Annotated in this window: 18 protein-coding genes; 9 read left to right on the forward strand and 9 right to left on the reverse strand. The window is 37.5% G+C overall.

The window, feature by feature from the left end:
• Nucleotides 1-256: 256 nt before the first annotated feature.
• Entirely contained in the window at nucleotides 257-2,680 is a 2,424-nt protein-coding gene (locus tag ACZZZC_RS02230; protein WP_463486487.1) for a DUF5916 domain-containing protein, read from the forward strand.
• Nucleotides 2,681-2,684: 4 nt separating this feature from the next.
• Here ACZZZC_RS02230 and ACZZZC_RS02235 read toward each other — a convergent pair whose 3' ends face one another.
• Complete coding sequence (locus tag ACZZZC_RS02235) at nucleotides 2,685-3,674, reverse strand: helix-turn-helix transcriptional regulator (RefSeq protein ID WP_463486488.1); 990 nt, start codon at nucleotides 3,672-3,674, stop codon at nucleotides 2,685-2,687.
• Between the two features lie 97 nt (nucleotides 3,675-3,771).
• Here ACZZZC_RS02235 and ACZZZC_RS02240 point away from each other — a divergent pair, with 97 nt between their 5' ends.
• On the forward strand, nucleotides 3,772-4,503 hold the full coding sequence (locus tag ACZZZC_RS02240) for a ferredoxin reductase domain-containing protein (protein ID WP_463486489.1): 732 nt from the start codon (nucleotides 3,772-3,774) through the stop codon (nucleotides 4,501-4,503).
• On the opposite strand, the gene ACZZZC_RS02245 is transcribed toward ACZZZC_RS02240, so the two are convergent.
• The 7 genes from ACZZZC_RS02245 to ruvX form a co-directional block, all read right to left on the reverse strand.
• Nucleotides 4,504-5,505, reverse strand: a complete 1,002-nt coding sequence (locus tag ACZZZC_RS02245; protein WP_463486490.1) for a DUF3078 domain-containing protein — start codon at nucleotides 5,503-5,505, stop codon at nucleotides 4,504-4,506.
• Between the two features lie 96 nt (nucleotides 5,506-5,601).
• Nucleotides 5,602-5,922 (reverse strand): hypothetical protein, encoded by a 321-nt coding sequence (locus tag ACZZZC_RS02250; RefSeq protein ID WP_200926416.1) that lies wholly within the window; start codon nucleotides 5,920-5,922, stop codon nucleotides 5,602-5,604.
• Nucleotides 5,919-6,671, reverse strand: coding sequence for a hypothetical protein (locus ACZZZC_RS02255; protein ID WP_463486491.1), 753 nt, complete (start codon nucleotides 6,669-6,671; stop codon nucleotides 5,919-5,921). The genes ACZZZC_RS02250 and ACZZZC_RS02255 overlap by 4 nt, the downstream gene beginning before the upstream one ends.
• A 48-nt stretch (nucleotides 6,672-6,719) precedes the next feature.
• A complete protein-coding gene (locus tag ACZZZC_RS02260; protein WP_463486492.1) occupies nucleotides 6,720-7,562 on the reverse strand; it encodes a glucosaminidase domain-containing protein in 843 nt (280 codons plus the stop codon).
• 65 nt (nucleotides 7,563-7,627) lie between these two features.
• On the reverse strand, nucleotides 7,628-8,299 hold the full coding sequence (locus ACZZZC_RS02265) for a glucosaminidase domain-containing protein (RefSeq protein WP_463486493.1): 672 nt from the start codon (nucleotides 8,297-8,299) through the stop codon (nucleotides 7,628-7,630).
• Nucleotides 8,300-8,465: 166 nt separating this feature from the next.
• Nucleotides 8,466-9,101: an O-methyltransferase gene (locus ACZZZC_RS02270; RefSeq protein WP_463486494.1), complete on the reverse strand. Its 636-nt coding sequence runs from the start codon at nucleotides 9,099-9,101 to the stop codon at nucleotides 8,466-8,468.
• A gap of 8 nt (nucleotides 9,102-9,109) precedes the next feature.
• Nucleotides 9,110-9,526 (reverse strand): Holliday junction resolvase RuvX, encoded by a 417-nt coding sequence (gene ruvX / locus ACZZZC_RS02275; RefSeq protein WP_463486495.1) that lies wholly within the window; start codon nucleotides 9,524-9,526, stop codon nucleotides 9,110-9,112.
• Nucleotides 9,527-9,840: 314 nt separating this feature from the next.
• On the opposite strand from ruvX, the gene ACZZZC_RS02280 reads away from it, so the two are divergent.
• The 4 genes from ACZZZC_RS02280 (at nucleotide 9,841) to ACZZZC_RS02295 (ending at nucleotide 16,007) form a co-directional block, all read left to right on the forward strand.
• Nucleotides 9,841-10,989 carry a DNA polymerase III subunit gene (locus ACZZZC_RS02280; RefSeq protein ID WP_463486496.1) on the forward strand — a complete coding sequence of 383 codons (1,149 nt, stop codon included), beginning with the start codon at nucleotides 9,841-9,843 and terminating at the stop codon, nucleotides 10,987-10,989.
• 3 nt (nucleotides 10,990-10,992) lie between these two features.
• Nucleotides 10,993-12,513 carry a PSP1 domain-containing protein gene (locus ACZZZC_RS02285; protein ID WP_463486497.1) on the forward strand — a complete coding sequence of 507 codons (1,521 nt, stop codon included), beginning with the start codon at nucleotides 10,993-10,995 and terminating at the stop codon, nucleotides 12,511-12,513.
• Complete coding sequence (locus ACZZZC_RS02290; RefSeq protein WP_463486498.1) at nucleotides 12,482-12,970, forward strand: gliding motility lipoprotein GldH; 489 nt, start codon at nucleotides 12,482-12,484, stop codon at nucleotides 12,968-12,970. The genes ACZZZC_RS02285 and ACZZZC_RS02290 overlap by 32 nt, the downstream gene beginning before the upstream one ends.
• Nucleotides 12,971-13,148: 178 nt before the next feature.
• A complete protein-coding gene (locus ACZZZC_RS02295) occupies nucleotides 13,149-16,007 on the forward strand; it encodes a TonB-dependent receptor (RefSeq protein WP_463486499.1) in 2,859 nt (952 codons plus the stop codon).
• Between the two features lie 242 nt (nucleotides 16,008-16,249).
• Here ACZZZC_RS02295 and ACZZZC_RS02300 read toward each other — a convergent pair whose 3' ends face one another.
• Complete coding sequence (locus ACZZZC_RS02300; RefSeq protein WP_463484636.1) at nucleotides 16,250-17,551, reverse strand: UDP-N-acetylmuramoyl-tripeptide--D-alanyl-D-alanine ligase; 1,302 nt, start codon at nucleotides 17,549-17,551, stop codon at nucleotides 16,250-16,252.
• Between the two features lie 87 nt (nucleotides 17,552-17,638).
• Between ACZZZC_RS02300 and ACZZZC_RS02305 the strand changes: the two genes are divergently transcribed.
• The 3 genes from ACZZZC_RS02305 to ACZZZC_RS02315 all read left to right on the forward strand — a co-directional run bounded on the left by ACZZZC_RS02305 (nucleotide 17,639) and on the right by ACZZZC_RS02315 (nucleotide 25,228).
• Entirely contained in the window at nucleotides 17,639-20,134 is a 2,496-nt protein-coding gene (locus ACZZZC_RS02305) for a M14 family metallopeptidase (RefSeq protein ID WP_463484637.1), read from the forward strand.
• Between the two features lie 355 nt (nucleotides 20,135-20,489).
• Entirely contained in the window at nucleotides 20,490-23,654 is a 3,165-nt protein-coding gene (locus ACZZZC_RS02310) for a SusC/RagA family TonB-linked outer membrane protein (protein ID WP_463484638.1), read from the forward strand.
• Between the two features lie 20 nt (nucleotides 23,655-23,674).
• Nucleotides 23,675-25,228, forward strand: coding sequence for a SusD/RagB family nutrient-binding outer membrane lipoprotein (locus ACZZZC_RS02315; protein ID WP_463484639.1), 1,554 nt, complete (start codon nucleotides 23,675-23,677; stop codon nucleotides 25,226-25,228).
• Nucleotides 25,229-25,648: the final 420 nt, after the last annotated feature.

Below are 25,648 nucleotides of genomic sequence, written 5' to 3' on the forward strand. Positions count from 1 at the left end.
CTTCGATCTTTTTAATTTAAACCTACGAGGTTTATAAAAAGTATCTCCGTTTCTGTCACGTTTAGAAACAATGGCTTGCTACCCAAACATTATCACAAAATACAAACCCAGCCCCTTAAATCCTGGATTAATCGCTATCCAAATGTGTTTCAAAACCATTGCGCTTCAATTTGTTAGTCAATATTAATTCGATATTTTCCTTTCATGTGCAACATTTCTAACATTAGCTAGTCTTATACATAACTAACCTAAACAAATGAAACGCTGGGCAACTCTTATCTTTATATTCCTGTATTCGTATTGTGCTGCCCAAGATCCTGCTAAACAAAAGGAACTTAAAGCGGTAAGAACTTTGGAAATCCCTAAAATTGACGGTGTTTTAGATGATGCCTGCTGGTTAAATGTGCCAATTGCTACTGATTTTTTCGAAATAAGACCCGTACCTGGAAGAGTGGAAACGAAAGATCGACGCACGGAAATGAGAGTGCTGTATGATGACGTGGCCATTTACGTTTATGCCCGGATGTACGATGATAAGGATAGCGTTTCGCACGAGTTGGTTTCGAGGGACAACATCGGTAATGCCGATTTTATTTCAATCATTGTCGACCCGTTTTACGATAAAATGAATGGTAATGGTTTTTTTGTTACTGCTGCAGGCGTTCAGTTTGATGCTAAATACTCGCAAGTTGGTGATGAAGACCCGAATTGGAACGCTGTTTGGGAAAGTGCCGTAAAACTAGATGATTTAGGCTGGACCTGCGAAATGAAAATTCCTTATTCTGCATTACGTTTTTCCGGCAAGGAACTTCAAAATTGGGGTTTGAATTTTAGTCGCCGAATTCAACGAACCAATATCCAAACCTTTTGGAATTTTGTTGATCCAAAGGTTAATGGTTTCATCAATCAGGAAGGGCTTTTTACAGGTTTAAAAGACATTAAACCACCACTTCGTTTGTCATTTTCACCCTACGTTTCTGCTTACGTAAATCACTATCCAGCCAATATTCCGGGAGTAAAAAACACCACCTCTCGCTTTAATGGTGGTATGGATGTAAAATATGGCATCAACAACAGCTTTACGTTGGATATGACTTTAGTACCAGATTTTGGGCAGGTACAATCCGATAACCGCATTTTAAACCTCACGCCGTTTGAGGTAAAATTTAACGAAAACCGGCAATTTTTTACCGAAGGAACAGAACTTTTTAATAAGGGCGATCTATTTTATTCCAAACGAATTGGCTCTATTCCCGCCTACTCTAACTACTCTGGCGTAGCAGAAAGCGACAAAATTATTAGAGATCAAACCGAAGCAAAAGTATTAAACGCAACTAAAATATCTGGGCGTACGGCAAAGGGTTTAGGCATTGGTATTTTTAATGCTATTACTAACAGCATGCAAACCGAAGTAGAAGATGCAGCAGGAAATGTTCGGAACGTAGAAACACAACCACTCACCAACTATAATATTTTGGTTTTCGATCAATCTTTAAAAAATAACAGTTCAGCAACATTTATTAATACGAATGTATTGCGCCAGGGCAGTGCTTATGATGCCAATGTGAGTGCTTTGCTTTTTAACTTAAACAATACAAACAACAAATATTTTATTAATGGCGGGGCTAAAATGAGCTACTTACGAGGCGAGGAAAGCAGCACCGGCTATAGTTATACTTTGCGTTTGGGAAAACAAAGCGGCAATTTTACCTGGAATTATAACCAGGTTTATGCCGACAATCAATTTGATCCTTCAGATCTGGGTTTCTTTACCAATAATAATTTTTTAGATCAAAAAATAGGGCTTGGATACAATATTTTTAAGCCGAGCAAGTGGTTTAATGAAATGCAAAGTTGGCTAAATGTTACCTATTCAAGAAGGGTAAATCCTGGCGATTACCAAAATACGCTAGCAAATGGAGGCGCTTATGTCCGTTTCAAAAATCTATGGTCTGCAGAGCTAGATATGAGCTACAATGCGAAAGGAAATGATTTTTACGAAGCACGAAATGGACAAATTTATAAAGCACCAGAAAGTTATGGTATTGGGCTTTACATTAATCCAAATCGGGCTAAAGCGTATAATTTTGGTGGAAATGTTCGCTTTTTCGAACAACAACTTTTTGGGGGCAAAGAATATAATTTCTACCTGTTTCAAAATTTCCGCCTAAATGATAAGGTCGCTTTTGGTTTGGATTTGAATTTCAACCCAAATTATAACTATGTAAACTGGGTAACATCACAAGGAAGCCAGGCAATTTTTTCTAAATATGACAGACGTACGGTAGAAAACTCTTTTGATGCAAAGTACACCTTTACCAACTTAATGGGGGTGACCGTGGTGTTAAGGCATTATTGGAGCGACAGAAGAAACAAAGAGTTTTACTTATTAAAGCCAGATGGTAATTTAACCGATTACCAGGGCTCCGCTTTAACTGGAACAGATAGAAACTATAATGTTTTTAATATCGATTTAATTTATACATGGCAGTTCGCCCCAGGCAGTACATTATCACTTTCGTATAAAGATGCAGCCGAAACCTACGATTCCTATTTTACGCAGCGTTACAACCGCAATTTGGGCGGTATTCTTGCTGCACCTCAAAACAATAGTTTATCTGTTAAAGTATTGTATTTTGTAGATTATTTGGATCTTAAGAAAAAAAGAAAAAAGGTTTAATATATTATCTCGCCTTGCCTGGGCTTACGCCAAATTTTTTACTAAAAGCGTTACTGAAATGTTGAACTGAAGAGTAACCAAGATCATTTGCAATGTGCTTAATATCTTTTGATTTATCCGATAAAAGATCTTTTGCTTTTGATAACCGATAATCGCTTAAATGGCCAAATACAGTATCATTAAATACTTCTTTAAAGCCCTGCTTCAATTTAAATTCATTTATTCCGGCAACTTTCGCAAGTTCGGGTAGCGATGGGGGGCAATTGGCATGCTGAATCAAATATTCTCTTGCATAGTAAATCCGATCCTGATCATAAACTGTCTTTAATTTTGGTTTCTCTACTTTCTTCGCCGCAATTTCAAATGCTTGTGCCTGCATAGCCAGCAGTTCCACACATTTAGATTGTAAAAACAGCAATTTCAATCCTCCGGAAAACTGGCAGTTCATGATATCGTTAATACAATTGTGCATGGCAAAACTGATTGGTAAATGTTCTTCCGATAACTCTACAGATTTATTGTTCATAATATTCTCTGCAAAGTTTTTCAATAAAGTACTGCTGTCGCTAGTCAAATCTACAAAGCGTTCTTTCTGAAAATGAATTTCAAAAAACTTATACTTACCTGTTTCATCGAAGTCGGCTGTTCCATCAAAATTAGGAGTGTAAAGGATGTTATGATGATTTGATTTTATGCTGATGCTCCTATTTGTAATGTGGTTATTCATAATGCCATTACCACTTATCGAAAAGTGTAATTCTACCAAATCCGGTTCATCCAACGATTTAATCTTTATTCGATTTTCTTTCATCACCATATCACCATAAACAATTGATATCCCAGAAAAAATGATCTGTACCATTTCTGCATCGCCAAATGGAAAACTTAACTTTTCGCGGGTTTCTCTAACTAAGGGTTGGTTGAATTCAATTTCATTGAAGATGTTACCTACAATGTAATGACGATCTGAGCTATCATAAATGTTTAAGGCCATAAAAATCCTTTTGATATAAATTTTTCTCCTTTTGATGTAAAAGGAAGCATTTCTTAGACCATTACTTTTGCTCAAAGTTACTAAACAAATTTAAACAATGCCGAAGTTACCATCATGGCTGGCTAATACAGTAGAGAAATTAATCAGCAATAAAATATTTCAGGTTGAGGTTTTAGAAGCCAAAATGTTAAGCCATAATATCAAAAGCGTAACCTTTAAAGGAGATTTTTATGAAACTAAATTTATTCCGGGAATGGAAATTCTTTTCAGGGTAAATGCCAACGAATACAGGCATTATACGGCCTCAAGATTTAACAGGGAAGATCAAACCTGTGAAGTGATTTTTTATTTAAACAGGCGTGGACCAGGCAATACCTTTGCTGAAAATATACAGTGCGGAGATCAGTTAAAACTAATTATAGATAAAGCGAGGGTGAAGTATAATAATAGTTCAAGTCAGCATTTCTTTTTTGGTGATGAAACCAGCATTGGTTTATATGAATCGCTCGGAAAAAAAGCAGTTGAAATGGATGAAGAATATTTTGGGATCCTGGAACTTGATGAAGAAAACTTCGAAGCCTTGAATTGCATCAAGCTTTTGATAGACGCTGTACCAGTAGATAAAAATACCCCTGCCGAAAGAGCCATTCAATGGATGGAAAACATGCATCCGAAATGTTGGGAAATGTGGCAGTATGCAACTTTTTATTTAACTGGCCGGGCAAAATCGGTTCAGCAGTTTAAAAAGTACCTGAAACAAAGAGGCGTAGGTTTCAATCAGATTATTACCATGCCCTACTGGGAAATGGGTAAAATAGGGGGTGCTTAATTATCTGGGGAAAACAAAAGCAAAACCCAGCGCTAAAGTTTGGCTGGCCTGAACTTTAGCGTCCGTATCAGTGTCATACAAAATTACACCTGTTAAACTGGTATTCATAAAACGGTTAATTTTTGCGGTTAAAGCTACATCTAATCTATGGTCGATGCGTTTTACTGCAATATCCTCGTAAGGAATAAACATGGCATAACGTGCTTTTAAGTTGGTGTTTTTGAAAATGTCTTTATCAAAGGCACTTACTACTTGGAAAGCAAGTTCGTTTCTAAAATGTTTGCCTTTATCTACCCCGAAAACGTTCGCCTTGTTATCATATACGGCAGTATCTAAAACAAATGTTTGGCGGGCGGTACCCGTACCAATTCTGGTTGAAAAATATTTGTTTGGCTTGTACTCAAAACCGATTGATTCAGTTAAATATCCTGGCGACATAAATCTGGAGATTAACACTTGCTGTTCTTCGCCATTTCCATCTCTGAAGTAACGGTAGCCACTATCAAATTGCGATTCAAAGTTAACAGATCCGAAAAAGAACCAGTTTTTTGATAATTGAAATGAAGCCTTGTTATCCCAGAAAATACGGTCGTTAGTTTTCTTTTGCAGCTGATCTTTATTTTTAATTTTACCGTACTGCAAAATCACCTCACTCACATAACTGTAATTGTTTTTGTTGTATTCGGCTTTCCAGTTCAGTAATCCGCCTACGGCTACAGAATTTACACCCCCACCTTTCCAGTTGTCGCTAAATTGCGCCTGATTCACATTAATGCCTATCGATGTTTTTGTTTTCCAATAATTAACCTTTGCATTCACAATAAATGGAGGAATTTTTACTGGCTCGAAATTTAACGGTCCTTGTCTGCTAGGTAGCGGACTACGCTTAAGCTTAATGTTCAGGTCTTTGGTATTGATCGGGACGGTATCAATTACCTGTGCAAATAATTTTGTAGAGCAGATACTTAGAATAAGGATTAGGGCGGCTAAACAATTCTTCATGGGTTACAAAGAAAAACAAAAATTCTATAGATAAAAAGGTTTTACCAAAATGAATGTCTGGTAGACAATTATGAAACGATTAAAAATGAAGCGTTATTACCATTTAATCCAGCCATACCAGCTATTGTTTTTAAGGTATTTTAAATCTGCATCATGCCGGTAGGCTTCCTGTTCAAATATGATTTTGCGGTAAGCCAAATCATGCTTTTTATAAATAATTAAATTAAACAGGTAATTGATTAAATAAAGAATGTAAAACGGTAAAATCAATAGTTCCAGCTGTTGCCTTAAATGAATTTTCTCATGGTTGATGATTTCCATATCGGACTTAAGTTTTTCCGACTTCAGCAAAATGAAGGGAAAAATTGCCATTCCTGCTGCAGGTAAATGCTTAACAATCAAGATTGGAGCTTTCACAACTTCTCTATGGTTAGTTTAGGCAACGCAGGCAATTGCAAAGCTTTTGGGTTAAGCCGGTAGCTGCGATAAGCATTTTTGATAAATACATTAAAAGCATAGTCATCCGCATCGAGTACAAATTGATAAGTTGGGCGATATTGTTGCATAAAATCTTCCAGTTCAGTATCCTTTATGCCTAGAACTTGCTGAACCAATGAAGCTTTAAAACGATAATCTATTAAATCTTCCCGATAATCTTTTTCCAGTATTTTTTGTAGATGGCGGGCATTTCTTCCTTGTCGGCTCAACAAATTATAGATCGCATCTATACCGAGGCCAACACCGCCTGTACCCAGATTTAATAAATCTTTACTGCTGCCTTTCATGGTTTGGTAGCGGAATTCTTTTATCGATTTTTCGTATTGCTGCTGAGGGGTTAATCTCTTTTGGGCAATTACCACATCGCGAAGTCTGATTCCCAAGGATTTTAATTGAAAGTAAGCTGCGGTTTGCCCTTTGAAAATAATCGTATCTACGCCGTATCCAGAAAGTGCAGCAACCAGTGTATCGCCGGGAATGGCATAAGTGCTGAATTCACCTTTTGTGTTGTTATACAAACCATCTTTACTGCGCACATTATAGATGTAAACTTTGGCTAATCGCTGCTTGGTTTCCTTATCAATAACAATACCCTGCACCGGTTTAGTTTGTGCATGTAGTGCCATTGTAAAGCAAAAAAGAAAAGCAAGCGTTGCAAAAAGTTTCATGTGTTTACAAAACTACAAATATCTGTTGCGCAATGTTTAGTATTAACATTATTTAACCTTAAGCACCTGACCAAGTTTAATGCCATCTGTAGTCATTTCGTTCAGCATTTTCAGTTCATCAACTGATAGGTTGAAACGTTTGGCAATATTGTAAAGCGTATCGCCTTTTACAACCGTGTAAGTTCCGTCGGCAATAATAGGTTTCGCTCCTGGCGGCGGGGTATCAACTGGCGTAAATTTCTTTTTTTCCTGCGGGATATTTTCGTTAATTTCTGCGAAAACACGATCCTCACGAGCTATTTTCTGTTTCTCGCTTTCTGATTGATCGTATTGATAAAGCTGATATTTTTCGATCATGTTAATCAGCAGGTCAGGATATTTTGGATTGGTGGCGTAGCCAGCAGTCTTTAAACCTTGAGCCCAGCTTTTGTAATCGTTTTTATCCAGTTGGAACAAGAAACTATAACGCTTACGCTTCAAAAATTCCGAGTGATCTCGGAAAGATTCACGGGCATCTTTATAAACTCTGAAACAATCATTTTTTTGATCGTCATCACGGAAATAATTTTTTCCTTTCCAGTCTGAAGTGCATTTAATCCCGAAGTGATTATTTGCATATTTTGCTAAATCGCTGTTTCCGCTACCCGATTCCAGAATTCCCTGTGCTAAAGTAATACTCGCTGGAATACCATCCGAATTCATTTCCTCAATGGCTACTGCTTTAAACTCATCGATATAGCTTAAAGTGTTGTAGCTTTTATAACTGTTGTTGTTGGCTTTGTTAGCCGCTTTTTCAATTTGCTTGTTATTTTTCGAAAACTTCCGTGAACTGCAAGAACTGGCCAAAACGATGAGGAGAAATAGAAACGATAAGCGATAGGATGAATGCATTATATGGTAAATTGTAGAAATTATTTAATCGATTAATTGAAATGGAATTATTGGCTTATAAATATTTAAAACTTAATTCGCTGCCCAGGTTTTAAGTTCGCTCTTTTCATCCCATTCTTTTTCATCAGTGTTTTTACTGTTGTACCTTTCTTTTTTGCAATGGCACCGAGGTTGTCGCCGGCTTTTACAGTATAAATTCTTGTTGTAGATCTTTTTTTGCGGTGATAAACAGGTGCTTTATATACAGGCGCTACATAATCTTCAGGTCGTTCATCATATTGATAAAGATCGTATTTATCTACCATGGCAATAACCTGGCTTGCCCAAGTTCGGCTTTGGGCATAGCCCGATCTCTGTATTCCTCTAGCCCAACCTTTATAATCGTATTGATCGTATTTTCCAAATAGACCGTTAAAAGGCGCTCGGGTTTCCATCAATTCTACAAAGTGATTATAAGATTCTTCATCGCTTTCATAATCGCGGTAAGCAGAACGGATATCAGCGTTATTATTTGGCCCTTTAACGCCAAAATGGTTATTTAAATGCTGAGCAATACGGCTGTTTCCAGCCGCCGATTCGTGTATTGCAACCGCTAAAATAATGCTCGCCGGAATTTTATGATCACGCATTAACTCCTGCGCAACTTCCACATGTTCGGCAATATAATCTTCCGTGTCTTGTGCTTTGGTGGTAATTACACTTAGAAGTAAAAGGCAAAAAGTAAGTATATTTTTCATCAGTGTATAATTTGTTTTTATGGGCGATGAAGCTATCATGATTTTATTCATTTTGGTCTGATTTGGAAAAATCATAATGGTTTCATTTTTTATTCATTTTATCGTCATTGCGAGGCACGAAGCAATCTCATCCAACAGATTGCTTCGTGCCTCGCAACGAAGAATTTTATTTTTTCCTAATCACAAACAATCCATCTCTAACGGGTAAAATTAATTTTTCAACCCGTTCATCTTCAGCAATTTTATCATTAAAACTAGTAATATTCCTGGTGTCTTTGTCTTGTTTCTCTTGAAGTACTTTTCCACTCCATAGCACATTATCAACAATGATAATTCCACCCTGGCGAACGCGATCGAAAATCAAATCGTAATAGGTACCGTTGTTTTTCTTATCCGCATCAATAAAAACGATATCAAAAACTTCATCCAATAGATTTACTGTTGCGGTTGCATCACCTATAATATATTGGATCTTATCATTTAGCGGCGATTTGGCAAAATTATTTCTAACCAGATCTTCCAGTTCGGCATTAATATCAAGGGTGTAAATCAACCCGTCGGGCATTAATCCTTCTGCCAAACAAAGCGTAGCATAACCCGTAAAAGTTCCTATTTCTAAAATTCTTTTTGGAGATACCATTTTACTCAACATACTCAAAACCCGGCCTTGGTAGTGGCCAGAAAGCATTCTTGGCATTAAAACTTTAATGTTGGTTTCGCGATCGATATGTTGAAGCAACTCAGTTTCGGGTTCGCAATAATGAAGAAGTAGTTGTTGTAAATCGTCGTTTATTAAGCTCATGTATTCGGTTATAAACGGTTTGTTTCCATAAAATATTGTAAAATAATGGTGGCGGCGATCGTATCCACCCGATCCTTATCTCTCCGATCCATCTTTTTTAAACCGCTTTGCATAATGGCCTGCTGTGCCATTTTGGATGTAAAACGTTCATCAACCCAATGCTGTGGTACGGTTGGAAATGATTTTTTAAGTAATGTAGAAAAACCTTTAACATGTTGTTTTGATTCAGAATCTGACCCGTCCATTTGCTTCGGATCGCCCAAAACAAATGCCTCCACTTGCTCTGTTAACATATATTTTTTGATATAGTCGATAATGTCTTTTGGATGAACGGTGTCCAGGCCCGTTGCAATGATCTGCAAGGGATCGGTTACGGCAATGCCGATACGTTTGGTTCCATAATCAAAAGCGAGAATTCTTGCCATATAGTGTTTTGCCTGTGGCGCAATGCTTTGACCATTGCGAAAATTAAAAGCCCCAAAGGTAAGGTTTTTTGGTAAATGGGTTTTTGGGGCGAAAAAGCGACCTCACTTGTTCTCTAAACCCTATTGCAACGGCATCCCCAAATGGGTACAATTTGGGAGAAAGCGGAAAGAGGGACCGAACGGAACAAAAGCATTACCGGAGCTTGCTTTTCTAATCAATAAAAATGTCGTTTTAATTTAAAAAATGCAGCTCCTGAAAGAAGATCAGAATAACAAAGCTTCAATTCTCATATCTATTTCTTATTTTGCACCAAATGCAGTTTAAAGAAATCATCGGACAAGGCAAAATTAAGCAACAATTGGTGCAAACGGTTAAGGAAAACCGGGTGAGCCATGCGCAGCTTTTTTTATCGCCGGTGGGTTCGGGTGCGGTGCCATTGGCAATTGCCTATGCACAATACATTAACTGCCAAAATAAAATGGAAAATGATAGCTGCGGAGAATGCTCAAGCTGCAGAAAGTATGAGCGGCTCATTCATCCCGACTTACATTTTTCTTATCCATTTTTTGCATCTGCCAGTACAAAAACTGCGGTAGATGTGCTGGAAGAATGGCGCAGTATGGTGATGCATGATCCGTATTTTGATATGGATATCTGGCGATCGAAACTCGATGCTGCCAACAAACAAGCCAACATTCCAATTGCTGAATGCCACGATATTATTAAAAAATTAAGCTACAAAGCTTTCGAAGCCGAAACAAAGGTTTTGATTATGTGGCTGCCCGAGTATTTGGATAAAGCTGGAAATGCTTTGCTGAAACTCATTGAAGAACCGCCTGCAAATACACTGTTTATTTTGATTGCACAAAGTCAGGATCAAATTTTAACGACCATATTATCGAGAACGCAAATTGTTAAAATACCAAAACTTACCGGGACAGAGGTTACTGGTTATTTGCTGAATTCAGGAAGTTTAACTGAACATCAGGCAATAGATTATGCTTTTCTGGCCGATGGAAATTTAATTGAGGCGAAGGCACTTGCCGCCGATACTCAGAGTGACAGCTCGGGTACTTTTACCAGTTGGCTTAGAAATGGTTTTAGCAATAAAGTGCCCGAATTGATAGATTTTACCGATGAAGCGGCAAAGTGGGGAAGGGAAAATCAAAAGAATTTTTTAAAGTACGGTGTAAATTATTTACGCGAATGTTGTCTAATTTTAAGTGGAGCGGAAGACCTGGTAAAACTGCCTCCGTTAACGCTTGAAACCGCAAAAAAGCTTAGCACACATGTACTCACGTTGCCAATGGCCGAGGCAATAATTGGTGAGTTGGAGAAAGCACATTACCATATCGAAAGGAATGCAAATCCTAAAATTCTGTTTTTAGATGTATCTTTACAGTTGGTAAAAATTATAAAGTTTAAAACGCTCCCTCAGGGGACTCAATATATATACAATTAGATTATGGGATGTGGAAGTTGTTCAACAGGTGGTGGTTGCACCCCTAATGGATGCAAAAGTAATGGCTCATGCGGTACCGGTGGGTGCCAGACAATGGAAGTTCACGATTGGCTATCCAACTTGGATATGCCCTCAAGTTATAAACCTTTTCAGGTTACAGAAATAAAATTCAAAGGTTCTAGAAAAGAATTTTTCCTTAATACGGATAACATTTATTTGGAAATTGGCGAGCTGGTTGCCGTTGAAGGACCGACCGGAGGTTTTGATGTTGGCCATGTTTCATTAACAGGCGAATTGGTTCGCGTCCAAATGAAACGACGCAAAACTTCTTTAGATCAGGTAGTTAAGAAAATCTATCGCAAAGCTACCGAAGCGGATGTAGAAAAATGGAATGCCGCCAAAGAAATGGAATGGGAAACCATGCACAAAGCCCGTAAACTGGCTTTAGATCTACGTTTGCAAATGAAAATTAGTGATGTGGATTACCAAGCGGATAAAACAAAAGCAACTTTCTTTTATACTGCTGATGGCCGTGTTGATTTTAGAGAGCTGATTAAAAAAATGGCCGAAAGTTTCCGGATCCGGATTGAAATGCGCCAAATTGGAATGCGCCAGGAAGCGGGCCGCTTAGGTGGAATTGGTTCATGTGGACGCGAATTGTGCTGTTCTACCTGGTTAACCAATTTTAAAACGGTTTCTACAGCTGCTGCCCGTTATCAAAACCTTTCTTTAAATACGTTGAAACTTGCCGGCCAGTGCGGGAAATTGAAATGTTGTTTAAATTATGAGCTGGATACTTATTTAGATGCGCTGAAGGATATTCCTGATCGCATTGAAAATTTAGATACTGAAGCGGGTTATGCCCGTCACCAGAAAACCGATATTTTCAAAAAAATAATGTGGTTTAGTTATCAGGGTGATGAAAACTGGATTCCGGTTAAAGCCGCTCGTGTTAAAGAAATCATGGTGATGAATAAGGCTGGTAAAAAAGCGCCAAACCTTAAAGAAGAAGCTGTTCAGATTGCTGCTCCGGTAGTGGTTGAAAAATCATTCGATTACGAAAACGTGGTTGGCCAGGATAGTTTAACCCGTTTGGATGAACGTTCGAGAGGAAAAAACAATCAAAACAGGAATTCGAAAAACCGCAACAATAAAAACGATAACAGAAGAGATCGTGTTCCTGTTGGCGAAAAAAGCAATGAGCCTAACAATAGGTCGCAGCAGAATCCTCAAAAGCCTCAGCAAGGTGCGAAGCCTCAAAATGCGGGCGCAAAACCTCAGAATGCCAATCAAAAAAACCAGCAGCAGGTGGTGCCAAAACCTGCTCATGTTAACGGACCAAAACCGCAAAATGCCGGACCGAAACCTCAGCAGCAGAAACCCGTAGTGAAGGCAGAAGGACCTCAAAGTGTTGAAGGTGCGAAGCCTGAACAAAGTAAAAACAAGAACAGAAATAACCGTAGAAAAAATAATAACCGCCGAAACAATACAAATGGCTCAGAGAATAAACCTGCTTCTGAATAAAACAGCTTTTTTATTGAGCTTTCTGTTGGTTGCATCGTTTTTTACAGGATGTAAATCGAGTATTATTGATAGCAATGTGGAAATTCCTGAACGCAAATGGACTTATCGCAATCATATTACTACAGCATTTGAAATAAAAGACAATACAAAAGCCTATAATGTTTATTTTAAGTTGAGGCATACCGCTGAGTATAAATATTCAAACATTTTTATTTTGGCTCATTTTAAAGATGGAAAAGCAATGGCTAATCAACGGTTCGAGTTTCAATTGGCTAAAAAAGATGGCGAATGGTTAGGTAGTGGATCGGGAAATCTATTTAATTATACTTTACCATTGCTGGAAAACCATCGATTTCCTAGAAATGGAAAATTTGAAATTGAAATTGAGCAAAATATGCGTGATAATCCTTTAGTGGAAGTGAGCGATGTTGGTATTTTGGTGGAGGAGGTTGAATAAAACTTTTTTATCGCTGTTTTTCTGTGCAGGGATTTAAGTTTGTATGATAAAAGGCGCATAAAATTTTAAAAAAGATTGCCGAAAGAATCGTTTTCGAAATTTTATTTGGAAAAGTGATTGTAAAATATTTGTTATTGTAATAAAATTGTTATCATTGCTGATAAACAAACAATAATTTATGATAAGAAATTTACTCAAAATCTCCCTCCCACTGTTTTTTCTAATTATATCCAGTCAGTTATTTGCACAAAGCTTGCAAGGAAAGGTAGCCGATTCTACCGGCGTGGCCATCCCAGGAGCCAGCGTACAAGTTGTTGGTCAGAAAATTGGAACTTCAACAGATGGCAACGGCCAATATTCATTAAAGTTTCCTGTAGCTGGAACCTATAAAGTTCGTGTCACTTTTACTGGTTACGTTAACGCAGAGCAAGATGTTACCATTGAGAAATCTGTTAAAACGCTAGATTTTACGTTATTGGAAACGAAATCTAATTTAGGAGATGTTGTAGTAATTGGTTCACGATCTACACCGAGAACGAACATTGAAAGTGTTGTTCCTGTAGATTTAATTTCTGCTAAAGATGTTAAGGTATTTGCCCAAACAGATTTAACACAAATTTTAAATTTCGTTGCACCATCTTTTAGTTCAAATAGGCAAACAGTTTCTGATGGTACGGATCACATCGATCCAGCATCTTTACGGGGTTTAGGGCCAGATCAGGTTTTGGTTCTCGTAAACGGAAAACGCCGTCACACTACAGCTTTAGTTAACATTAACGGTACTTTCGGCCGTGGGTCAGTTGGTACAGATTTAAACTCAATTCCAGTTTCGGCAATTGAACGTATTGAAGTTTTGCGTGATGGTGCTGCTGCACAATACGGTTCTGATGCAATTGCAGGCGTAATTAATATCGTGTTAAAAAAGGTTACACCGTATAGCATTTCTACGTCTTTTGGGCAATCATCATCAAGTGCTTTAGGTCGCGATTTTAGCGACGGTAGAACTTTTCAGGTAGATTTTAGCAAAGGCTGGGCTTTTAAAAATGATAAAGGTTTCATCAATTTTGCTGCACAATACTTACAACGTGGTTACACTAACCGGGGTGGTTTAGATACTCGCCCGCTTCTATATTCTGCTAATCCGACTAGAGGAGCAACAGAAACTGAAGCCGCTTTTCAAGCTCGTTTCGCCAGTTTAAAAGCTGCTGACGATGCAAGAGCAGCAGCAAATGGTTTAGATAGAAATAACATGCGTGTTGGCAATTCTGATTCTAAAAATGGAGGAGGTTTCTTAAACGGCCAATTTAATTTTGGTAAAACTACGCAATTGTATTATGCAGCCGGTTTCACACATAAAACGGGTAGCGCAGCTGGTTTCTATCGTTTGCCTACTCAAACTACTCAAATAGATTTGTCAATTTATCCTAATGGATTTTTGCCTTTTATTAATACCTCAATCAATGATTATTCATTTTCGGCCGGTTTAAGAGGTAAAATTGGCACCTGGGATTATGATTTAAGTAATACCAGTGGAGAAAATACTATCAAGTTCAATATCGATAATACGGTTAATGCCTCTTTACCAACTGGTACAAGTCCAAGGTCATTTTATGCTGGAGAATTGTTGTTCAGACAAAACACCAGCAATTTCGATATTAATAAAAAACATGAATTTGAAGGAAGCTTCCTTAGCACGTTAAACACTGCATTCGGTGCTGAATTCAGAATTGATAACTATCAAATCAAAGAAGGTGAATTATTATCCTATTCAAATGGAGGAAGATTAATTGGTACTTCACCAACGGCTTCAGGCTCGCAGGTATTTCCAGGATTTAAACCTAGTAATGCATTAGATAAATCAAGAAATAATGTTGGTGCATATGCAGATTTAGAAGCTGAATTTGGGACGAGAGTAACGATAGGTGCTGCAGGTCGTTACGAACATTACAGCGATTTTGGTTCTAATTTCTCTTATAAGTTTACAGGCAAAATTAAACTGTTTGGTGATGTTTCATTGCGTGGAGCTTATGCCACAGGCTTCAGAGCGCCATCTTTACACCAACAGTATTTTAATAATGAGAGTACGCAATTTGTTGGGACGGCTGCTACACAGGTGCTAACGGTAAATAATAGAAATCCTATTGTAGGTCAATTTGGTGTTGGTGCTTTAAAGCCAGAAATTTCGAAGTCAGGAAGTTTAGGCTTAGCCGGACGAATTGCCAAAACATTTACATTTACCGTTGATGCTTATAACATTGACATTAGCGATCGTATTGTTTTTTCTAGTCAGTATGCTCGTGAACGTTCAGGTGGTGTTCTTGTTCCAACAGGTGTGGTAAATCAAATTTTGAATACAGTAGATCCAGCTGCTCAGGTTAATAGTGTACAATTCTTTACCAATGCCATTAAAACAAATACAGCTGGTATTGATGTAGTTTTAACCAATAAATTTACTTTAGGAACCAAAAGCAGTTTAATTTTAAGCGTTGCTGGAAATATGAATAAAACTGTGGTTAGAAGTATTCAAGGATCCGATAAAATTGAAAGCGACCCAGCATTAAAAGCTAAACTTTTCGATAGGTTAGAACGTTCTCGTTTTGAAAGTTCCGTACCCAAAAACAAATTGAATATTACCGCTACTTATAACGTAGATAAATTATCTTTTGTAGCACGAACTGTTCGTTTTGGCGAGGTAACTTACTTAAACGCTATAGATCCTAATATTCCGGCAAATGGCTTGCCAACTCAATTAGACCAAACTTTCTCTCCTAAATGGGTTTCTGATTTCTCGGTAAGTTATGCGCCAAGTAAAATGTGGACTGTCACTGTAGGAGCGAATAACATTTTTGATGTTTATCCTGATAAGTTATACATCGATGCTCGTAACAATGAAACAAACTTTAACAGTGCTTCTACAAGCAGTTATACAGGAGGATTAGACAATACTTCAAATGGTAGATTTTTATATCCAAGAGCAGTAAGTCAGTTCGGTTTTAGCGGCCGGTATGTTTACGGAAAAATAGCTTGTACTTTTTAAGATAATACAACCAAACAACTAGAAGCGTTGTACAGAAATGTGCAACGCTTTTTTTAGCTCCGAACTCCACCCTATCAATGTTGGTGTTAGGCTAATTTCTGCGTTTCCTTCCCAAAGAGGAGGAAATTGAGAGAATTGTGATTTGAAATTTTTGGTTTAAAGTTCCGTACCCAAAAACTCTCTCGTCTGGAGAGGGCGGTTACAGCATTAGCCAAAAATCTTCCTTTCAATGGGTGAGGCCCCTACAAATACTCTAACAAACTTTCCAGCTTCATTCCCCTTGATCCTTTAAGCAAAACCAGGTTATTCTCTATTCTGTTTGCTACTAAATACGTAGCTGCTGCGGAAGGCGTTTCAAAAAACATACCATCAAAGCTATCTTTAAAAGCATAAAAATGGCTTCCTATAAAAACAATCTTGTTTAAACCGCTTTGAGTAGCTTGTTTTGCAACTAATTCGTGTTGTATAGCAGATTCTGGCCCAAGCTCAAACATATCGCCTAAAATAGCTGTCTTTTTATCTGCAGATAATACGGAAATGTTATTCAAAGCCGCCATCATACTGCTTGGGTTAGCATTGTAAAAATCACAAATCACGGTATTGCGCTCGGTTTTCGTTAACTGAGAGCGGTTATTTTTTGGCTGATAGTTGGCAAGCCCGCTATTAATATCTTCAGGGTCCATATCAAAGAAATCGCCAATGCAAATTGCAGCCAGAATATTCTCAAAATTATAACGGCCGGTTAAATTAGTTTTTACTGCCGTTGAAACGTCATGATTGGTCCATTCAACTTCAATAAAAGGATCACTGCTTTTTAACATTCCTTTAATGGTATTTCCATTTTCAGTGCCATAATAAATGAGTTTACTTAGCCCGGCTTGAGCACTCATTTCCAATAAATAGGCATTATCTCTATTAATAAAAGTATAGCCATTGGTTTCTTTAAGATAAGCATAAAGTTCTGCTTTGCCTTTCTTTACGCCTTCAAAACCGCCAAACCCATCTAAATGCGCCATGCCTACGTTCGTAATAATGCCGTGAGTAGGTTGGGCAATAGTACAAAGCAATTCTATTTCTTTCTGATGGTTTGCGCCCATTTCTATTACCGCAATTTCCACATTGTTAGTAATGGCTAAGATGGAAAGTGGAACGCCAATGTGGTTATTTAGATTGCCAGCCGTTGCAAAAGTTTTATATCGCTCTGCTAAAACGGCATTAACCAACTCCTTACTCGTTGTTTTTCCGTTGCTCCCTGTCAAACCAATCACTGGAATATTTAATTGTTTGCGGTGATGCCGGGCTAAATCCTGTAAGGTAAGAAGAACATCATCAACCAATAAACAGTTCTCATTTACCGCATACTCTTCCTCATCTACTACAGCAAAAGAAGCCCCTTTTTCAATAGCTTGTGCTGCAAAAGTATTGGCATTAAAATTATCGCCTTTCAAAGCAAAGAAGATGCAGCCACCAGAAATATCTCTGGTATCCGTTGAGATAAGCGGATTGTTAAGGAAGTGCTGGTATAATTCGGCTGTTGTAATCATCTTTATTGTTAATAATTATGCTGTAAAATTAAGGTTTAGCAATAACAAAAAGCAAAATTACTACATTAGATAAAATTTAATTGTTTTATGAAAAAAAGCATAACGTTCTGTCTGGTTTTTATGGCTTCTGTTTTGGTTTTGAATGCCCAAATCAAATCGCCTGATGAGTTTTTAGGTTATGAACTTGGTGCGCATTTTACGCCGCATTATAAAGTAGCCGATTACTTTAAACAAACTGCTGTTGCTTCTCCAAAAAACATCAAATTAATCGAATACGGAAAAACAAATGAAGGTAGACCACTATTGGCTGCCGTAATATCTGCGCCTGAAAACATTGCCAGATTAGAGCAAATTAGAACCAATAACTTAAAATTAGCTACTGGTGCAGATAATACAGTTGATATAAAAGCACAACCAGCCATCGTTTGGTTGAGCTATAATGTGCATGGAAATGAAGCAAATTCTACTGAAACTTCTATGAAAATGCTTTACACACTTTCCTCCGGCAAAAATGTGGAAGCCAATAATTGGCTAAAAAATACAATTGTAGTGATAGATCCGTGTTTAAATCCCGATGGAAGAGACCGTTATGTAAATTACTTTAATAGTGTGGTTGGCAAAACGCCTAATTCCGATCCCGCTTCCCGGGAGCATATTGAGCCATGGCCAGGTGGAAGGCCAAATCATTATTACTTTGATTTAAACCGAGATTGGGCTTGGCAAACCCAACTGGAAAGTAAACAACGTTTAGCGCTTTATAATGAGTGGATGCCTCAGGTTCATGTCGATTTTCATGAACAAAGCTATAATGAACCCTATTATTTTGCGCCAGCGGCAGAACCTGTTCATCAGGATATTACCCCTTGGCAAAGAAGTTTTCAAGTGGTTGTAGGGAAAAATAATGCTAAATATTTCGATGCTGAAGGTTGGCAGTATTTCACTAAAGAGCGGTTCGACTTACTTTATCCATCTTACGGCGATACTTATCCCTTGTATAACGGCTCAATCGGTATGACTTATGAGCAAGGAGGGATCAAGGCAGGTTTATCTGTGGTTACAAATGATGGTGATACGCTTACGTTGAAAGATAGAATTGCCCATCATTTCGCAACGGGCATGTCAACGGTCGAAGTATCTTCTCAAAATCAGGCGAAGTTAATGGAGGAATATAAAAAATACTTCCAACAAGAATTGATAGCAGCTCCGGGAGCTTATAAAACCTATATCATTAAGGCAAGTAATATTTCCAGATTGAAAAAATTGGCGGAACTGTTAAGTAAAAATAAAATTCAGTATGCTTATGGCGCAGACAAATCGGGTAGAGGATATGACTACGATACCCAAAAAGAGGAGAATTTCTCTATCGATCGAAACGACTTGATTGTAAATATTCAACAGCCTAGAGCAGTACTGGCCAATGTGTTGCTGGAGCCCCAAACTTTTGTTACCGACTCGAACACCTATGATATAACAGCTTGGGCGCTGCCTTATGTATATGGTTTGAAAGCTTATGCCAGTAAAGAAAGTTTTAAGGGCAAATATCCTGATCTATCTGTTGCCGACCCAACATCTAACGACATTGACAAACCCTTGGCTTGGTTATTTTCTTGGGGATCAGCTGAAGATGCTGGTGTTTTAATTAATTTACAGAAAGAAAATATAAAAGTGAGGCAATCAGATCAAGCCTTCACGGTAGCTGGTAGAGATTATCCTGCCGGAACCTTAATTGTTTTAAGAACTGAAAACGAAAAGACGGTTAAAGGTTTAAAAGATAAGGTTGTAGTGGTGGCGAAGAAATTTGATAAACCCGTACGAGGCATAACCAGTGGTTTTGTAGAAAAGGGGAAAGACTTTGGCTCTAATGTTTATCCTATTTTAAAACAGCCTAAAATTGCAATTGCATCAGGAAATGAGGTTTCTTCTTTAGCTTTTGGCGAGGCTTGGTTTTATTTGGAGCATGATTTAAATCTTTCGCCAAGCATCATTAATGCAAAAGATTTCAACAATTTGGATATCAATAAGGTAAATACTTTGATTCTTCCTGATGGAAGTTACGGTCCTTTTATAGGTGAGGGCTTAACCGCCTGGTTAAATAAAGGTGGAAAACTGATTTTAATGGAGGATGCTATCGAGAGTGTTCTGGAGAAAAAGGGTTATGATATTAAAAAGAAGGAAGCGGTGGTTAAAAAGGATGAAAAACCGGAGCCAAGTAAACTTCTGTTTAAAAACAAAGATAAAGATGATTTCGAATTTGCTATTCCAGGCGCAATCTATAAAGTAAATTTAGATGCATCTCACCCCTTCTCCTACGGTTTGGGTAAATTCTACTATACGCTAAAAACAGATCGTAAAATTTATGAGCCTTTTACAAAAGGTTGGAATGTTGGTCAGGTAAATGATAAAAGTTTAATGGCTGGTGTCGTTGGAAAAAAGGTAAGAGAAGAGCTAAAATCAGGTTTGTTAATTGGTGTCCAGGATTTTGGTAAAGGCCAGGTAGTTTATCTGGCAAACGATCCTCTTTTTAGAAACTTTTGGGAAGGTGGCAAGACACTTTTTGGGAATATTCTATTTTGTAGTTATTAGTAATATGATCTATTGCAGTGAGTTACATTCTTATCTAATTATTAGGGTTTTTTTCTTGATTTTTATCAACAATAAGGCGAAATTCGCTCATAATTGCCTCTTAAATTCTGATAACACTGGTTTATTTTGGCCTTATAAGTTAAAATTATCCAACAAAAAATTCGTAAATCTATTCATTGATTACAGGTGAGTAAAACTGTAATATTCTGATTATTAATTTCTTATGATCGTTTCAGCTCTTTTATTGGAGCAAGATTAAAACTATGTTAAAATATGTTAAGAAAAATTTTCTAACGTGCTCAACAACTCTTAAATTAGGCCAATCATTAATCATTAACTAACTTATTTCGTAAAAATGAAAAAACTTCTACAAAGTTTGTTCATCTTGATGTTCATTTCAGTAACTGCAATGGCTCAAGACCGAACAATCACAGGAACAGTTACTTCCTCGGATGACAAGCAGCCTATCCCAGGGGTAAGTGTAAAAATCCTAGGTGCAGCCGGTGGCACGGTAACAGGTGCTGATGGTAAGTACTCTCTAAGAGTTCCAAGTACTGCGACTTCGCTTGAATTCAGCTATATTGGCTATGTGAAGCAGACAAAATCACTTGGTTCGGCTTCAATAATTAATATTAGTCTGATTTCAGACGCCAAAGTTCTTAATGAAGTGGTTGTGACCGCTGTCGGTATAGAAAAAGATAGAGCGTCACTAGGTTATTCTGCTGATGTTGTTAAAGCACAGGACTTAACAAATGGTAGACAGACCAACTTAATAAATGGATTAACCGGTAAAACTGCTGGAGTTCAAATTGGTCGTTCGAGTGGTGGTGTTAACACTGCAACACGTATTACTATGAGAGGTATCAGGTCTTTACAGGGCGAACAACAGCCATTATTTGTGATTGACGGAGTTCCTATTGATAATGGTGCTAGACAGCCTTCTTCAACTTCAGCAAATCAAGTTGACGTTGGAAACCGTGTAGGTGATATTAATCCTGATGACATTGAATCTGTGACAGTTTTAAAAGGAGCGAATGCTGCCGCATTATACGGTTCTCAAGGTGTAAATGGAGCGATAATCATAACAACAAAAACAGGAAAGGATGCAGCTTCTAGAAATAAAAAAATGGAAATCAATGTTGTTTCAACTTTCCAAATAGATAACGTTCAAAAATTACCAAAAGTTCAAAACGAGTACGGTTCTGGTTATGAAACGGATATTGTTAATGGTGTGTCTGTTACAGAATATGATCCAATCGAGAACACAAACTGGGGGCCAAAATTAGACGGTTCTATCGTTCAGTCTGGTCCTACTCTTGCTAATGGTAATAAACTAATGATTCCTTACAGTGCTGTTGAAGATAACATCAAAAACTTCTTCGATACAGGAACAAATTTTCAGAATTCAGTTTCATTTCAAGGTGGAAGTGAAAAAGGCTCATTTTATGCCTCACTTTCTGACAATGAAGTTAAAGGTGTTGTTCCTGGCGACAAGTTTAGAAGAAACACATTCAAATTATCTGGAGCTACAAAGCTGGCTAATAATTTCAACGTAAGTGCTAACATCAGTTACAATAAGAACCTAACTAATACCTCTTTCGTTGGTGGTGGAAATAATAGTGTTATGGATGCTGTTTTGAATACCAGTCGTCAGATCAATCTTGAAGACTTCAAAGATTGGAAAAACTATGAGTTTGCTACTACACAGGGGTATTTCAATGGATATCAGCCTAACCCTTACTACAATATAGCTAATAATAGATATGCTGATAATCTAGATCGTTTTCTAGGTAGTTTCCAAGTAGGTTACGATCCAACTAAATGGTTGAATGTTACTTGGAGATTGGGAACTGATTATGCCTCTAGCAGAACGAAATCAACATTTGAAAAAACAACCTTTGGTGCAGGACAACGTCCAACTGCAACTCCAGGCGCAATAACTGAAAATGCATTTTCAAACAGGATTATGAACTCAGATTTATTGCTAACATTTAAAAAGGATTTGAATAAAGATTTCAATGCTACATTAATTCTATTGAACAACGTTCGCCAGGTAGATACTCGGAATTTAACTGCTTCAGCAAGTGCGCTTTCTACACCAGGTTTTTTCAATCTCTCTAATAGAGTAGGAGAATTAGGAGGTAGTGAAAGCATTAACAAGAAGCGTTTAATCGGATGGGCAGGAGATCTAACCGTAGGATACAGGAATTATTTATTCTTAAACGGAACTTTAAGAAATGATATTTCTTCTACTCTTCCTGAAGATAATAATTCATATTTCTATCCTTCTGTAAATTTAAGTTTCATTCCTACTTCAGCAATAGAGTCATTAAAAGATAATGACGTGTTATCATATGCGAAAATTAGAGCAAGTTATTCTAAAGTAGGGTCTGATGCCGGTGCATATAGCTTGCAGCCAACATTTGGTCCAGCTACCAACTTCCCTTATAGCTCACTTGCAGCTTTCTCGTTATCTAATACAACGCCAAATCCAAACTTGAAACCTGAATTTACAAAGGCATTTGAGGTTGGAGCTGAATTGTCATTTTTGAAAGATAAGTTAGGTTTAGACTTTACTTATTACAATACTAAAACGGATGGTCAAATCATTAACATTGGTGTGGCATCATCAACAGGTTTCACCGCTGCAACTGTTAATGCTGGTTTAGTTACAAACAAAGGTATTGAGGTGGCGTTGAAAGGTAACCCTTTCGCAAACCGCGATGGTTTTTCTTGGAATTTTAGTTTTACTTATACAAACAATAAAAATATAGTTGAGTCATTATATCAGGATTCTAAGCAGTTATCGCTTGGTGGTGGTGATCCTGTTCCTACAGCAATTGTTGGACAACCAATCTCGTTGGTAGGGGGAGCATATTTAAGAGATTCAGAAGGTAGGGTTGTTGTAGATGCAACCACTGGTTTCATTAGAAAAGATCCGACGTTGAGAAATTTAGGACAAGTTAATCCTAAACATATTTTAGGATTTAACAACACAATCTCTTATAAAGCGTTTTCTCTTTCCACAACTTTGGATTTTCGTTCGGGAAATGTACTTTTTTCAGGAACAAAAAGCCAACTTACCTTTACAGGATCGAGCTTAGAAACTGTTGAATATGGCCGTCAGCCATTTGTTTACCCTAATTCAGTAATAGAGTCTCCGTTAAATTCTGGTAATTTTATCCCGAATACTTCAGTGAAAACACGTAGCGGTAGTTATGATTTTTGGTACGGAAATTATGCCCAAATTGCAGAATCCAATATTATCGACGCAGCATTCTTGAAGTTAAGAGATATCTCTTTAACATATAGACTACCTGCTAATTTATTAAATAAAACTCCTTTTGGAAGAGTGAGCGTTGCTGTATCTGGTGCAAATATTTTATTATGGACTCCAAAATCAAATATTTATGTAGATCCTGAGGCAAGTATTTTCGGTACCAACAATTCACAAGGAAGAGAATTTACTAGTATACCTTCTACACGTACCTTTGGTATTACCTTAAGTGCTAGTTTTTAGTTATAATAAAATCTAAGAAAATGAAAATCAAAAATATCATAAAGGGAGTAGCCTTTTTATCATTAGCAGTCTCGCTAAGTGGTTGTGAAAAAAACTTTTTGGATATTAATAGTAATCCAAATACACCAACAACTACTACTCCAGAACTTGTACTGCCTGCGGCCTTAGCTTCGACAGGGACTGTTGTAAACAACAACTTTAATATACTGGGTAATTTGTTAGCTGGGAATTGGGCTCAGTCTCCTGACTTTGCATTCTACCAACCACAGGAAACGTATGCCTTCACATCATCTACATATGATGGAGTATGGACAACACTTTACGCAGACGCATTAAACGACCTAAAATATGTAGAGACTCAATCAACAATTAACGGAAAAGTAAATGCCCAGGCAATTGCAAAAATTATGCAGGCTTATAATTTTCAATTGTTAGTTGATACTTGGGGAGATGTTCCTTACAAGGACGCTTTGAAGGGTACAGATTTATTATCTGCAAAATATGATAAAGCTGAAGATATATATGATGGAATACTTTCTACTATTGATGCAAGTATTGCCATTATCAATACTACAGCAACAGGCGATAATCCTTCTACATCAAGTGACATCATTTTTGGTAATGGTTCAATAACAACAGCTCCAGCTGTTGCAATGAATAAATGGATAAGATTTGCTAATACACTAAAGCTTCGTGTTCTTTTAAGACAATCTTTGATTCAGTCTAGAGCAACGAAAGTAGCTGCGGGATTTGCGACATTGGCAGGTAAGTCTTTTTTGGCTGCGGGAGAGAATGTAGGAGTTAATCCGGGCTATTTTAATCAGGCCGGGAAGTATAATCCATTATATGGTGCAATTGGCTTCCAAGTTAATGGTGCAGAAACATCAAATTATCAAGCAACCAGAGGCAATAAGTACGCAGTTGACTTTTTATTAGCTAATAATGATCCACGTGTAGGCTTGCTTTACAGACCTGCAGTTACACCGGTAGCACCAGGAGCTACCTATGTTGGAGTATATCCAGGAACAACAGCAACAACGACCACTAAAAAAGATAACTATTCGGCGGTTGGTGCTGGGGTATTACCTTCAAGTGCTAATAGCGGATTTTCTAAACCAGCATATTTAATGACTGCAGCGGAAGGCTTTTTTCTACAAGCTGAAGCTATGTTGAAAGGCTACCTTCCAGGAGGAAACGCAGGTGCTCAAGCAGCATATCAAGCCGGAATCCAAGAGTCTTTCAAGATTTTAGGCTCTACAGCGGCAGCAGCTACAACCTATTACACCACTTCTACACAGCCGCTAGTTAACTGGGCTGTTGCTGGAACTCCAGATAAACAATTTGAAGCGATTATCACTCAAAAGTGGATTGCAAACAATGGCTTCAATGGCCACGAGGCATGGACAGAATATCGTCGGACTGGATTTCCTTCTAACTTGCCTGTAGGTATTAATAATGCTAGTGGAGGTAAATTACCATTACGTATCCCCTATCCTCAAAATGAGCTAGCAAACAACGGTGCGAATGTGCCAATTATTGACATTTTTACCAATAAGATTTTTTGGGAAAAATAATGTTATAAAATTCTAGTAAAATGTAATGCCTCTATAAAGTTATCAGCTTTTTAGAGGCATTTTTTTTTAACTTCCAAAATTTATGGTAAATGATTCACCAACTCTGATAGGTGCAACTTCCCGTTCTCTTCGAAAAGCGGATTATTGTTTAGCTAACTAATCTCAGAAAAAGTGATACATAATATCAAATATCAGTGTAGATTTCTAGTTATCCATACACAATTTTAATATCTGGAAACTGTAAATGTTATACCTGTTCCCATAGGATTTTCCCCTAACCGGCTCAAAGCAATATATAACTCACTCTTTATGTATTTGACTAATACAGTTTTAATACTATCGTAATTTTATTGTCATAGTTGTTTGCTATTCCTATTAATTGTGTTTTTTCTATAGGCTCATGCGAAGAAATCTGTTGTA

Source organism: Pedobacter sp. AC212 (assembly GCF_979258625.1).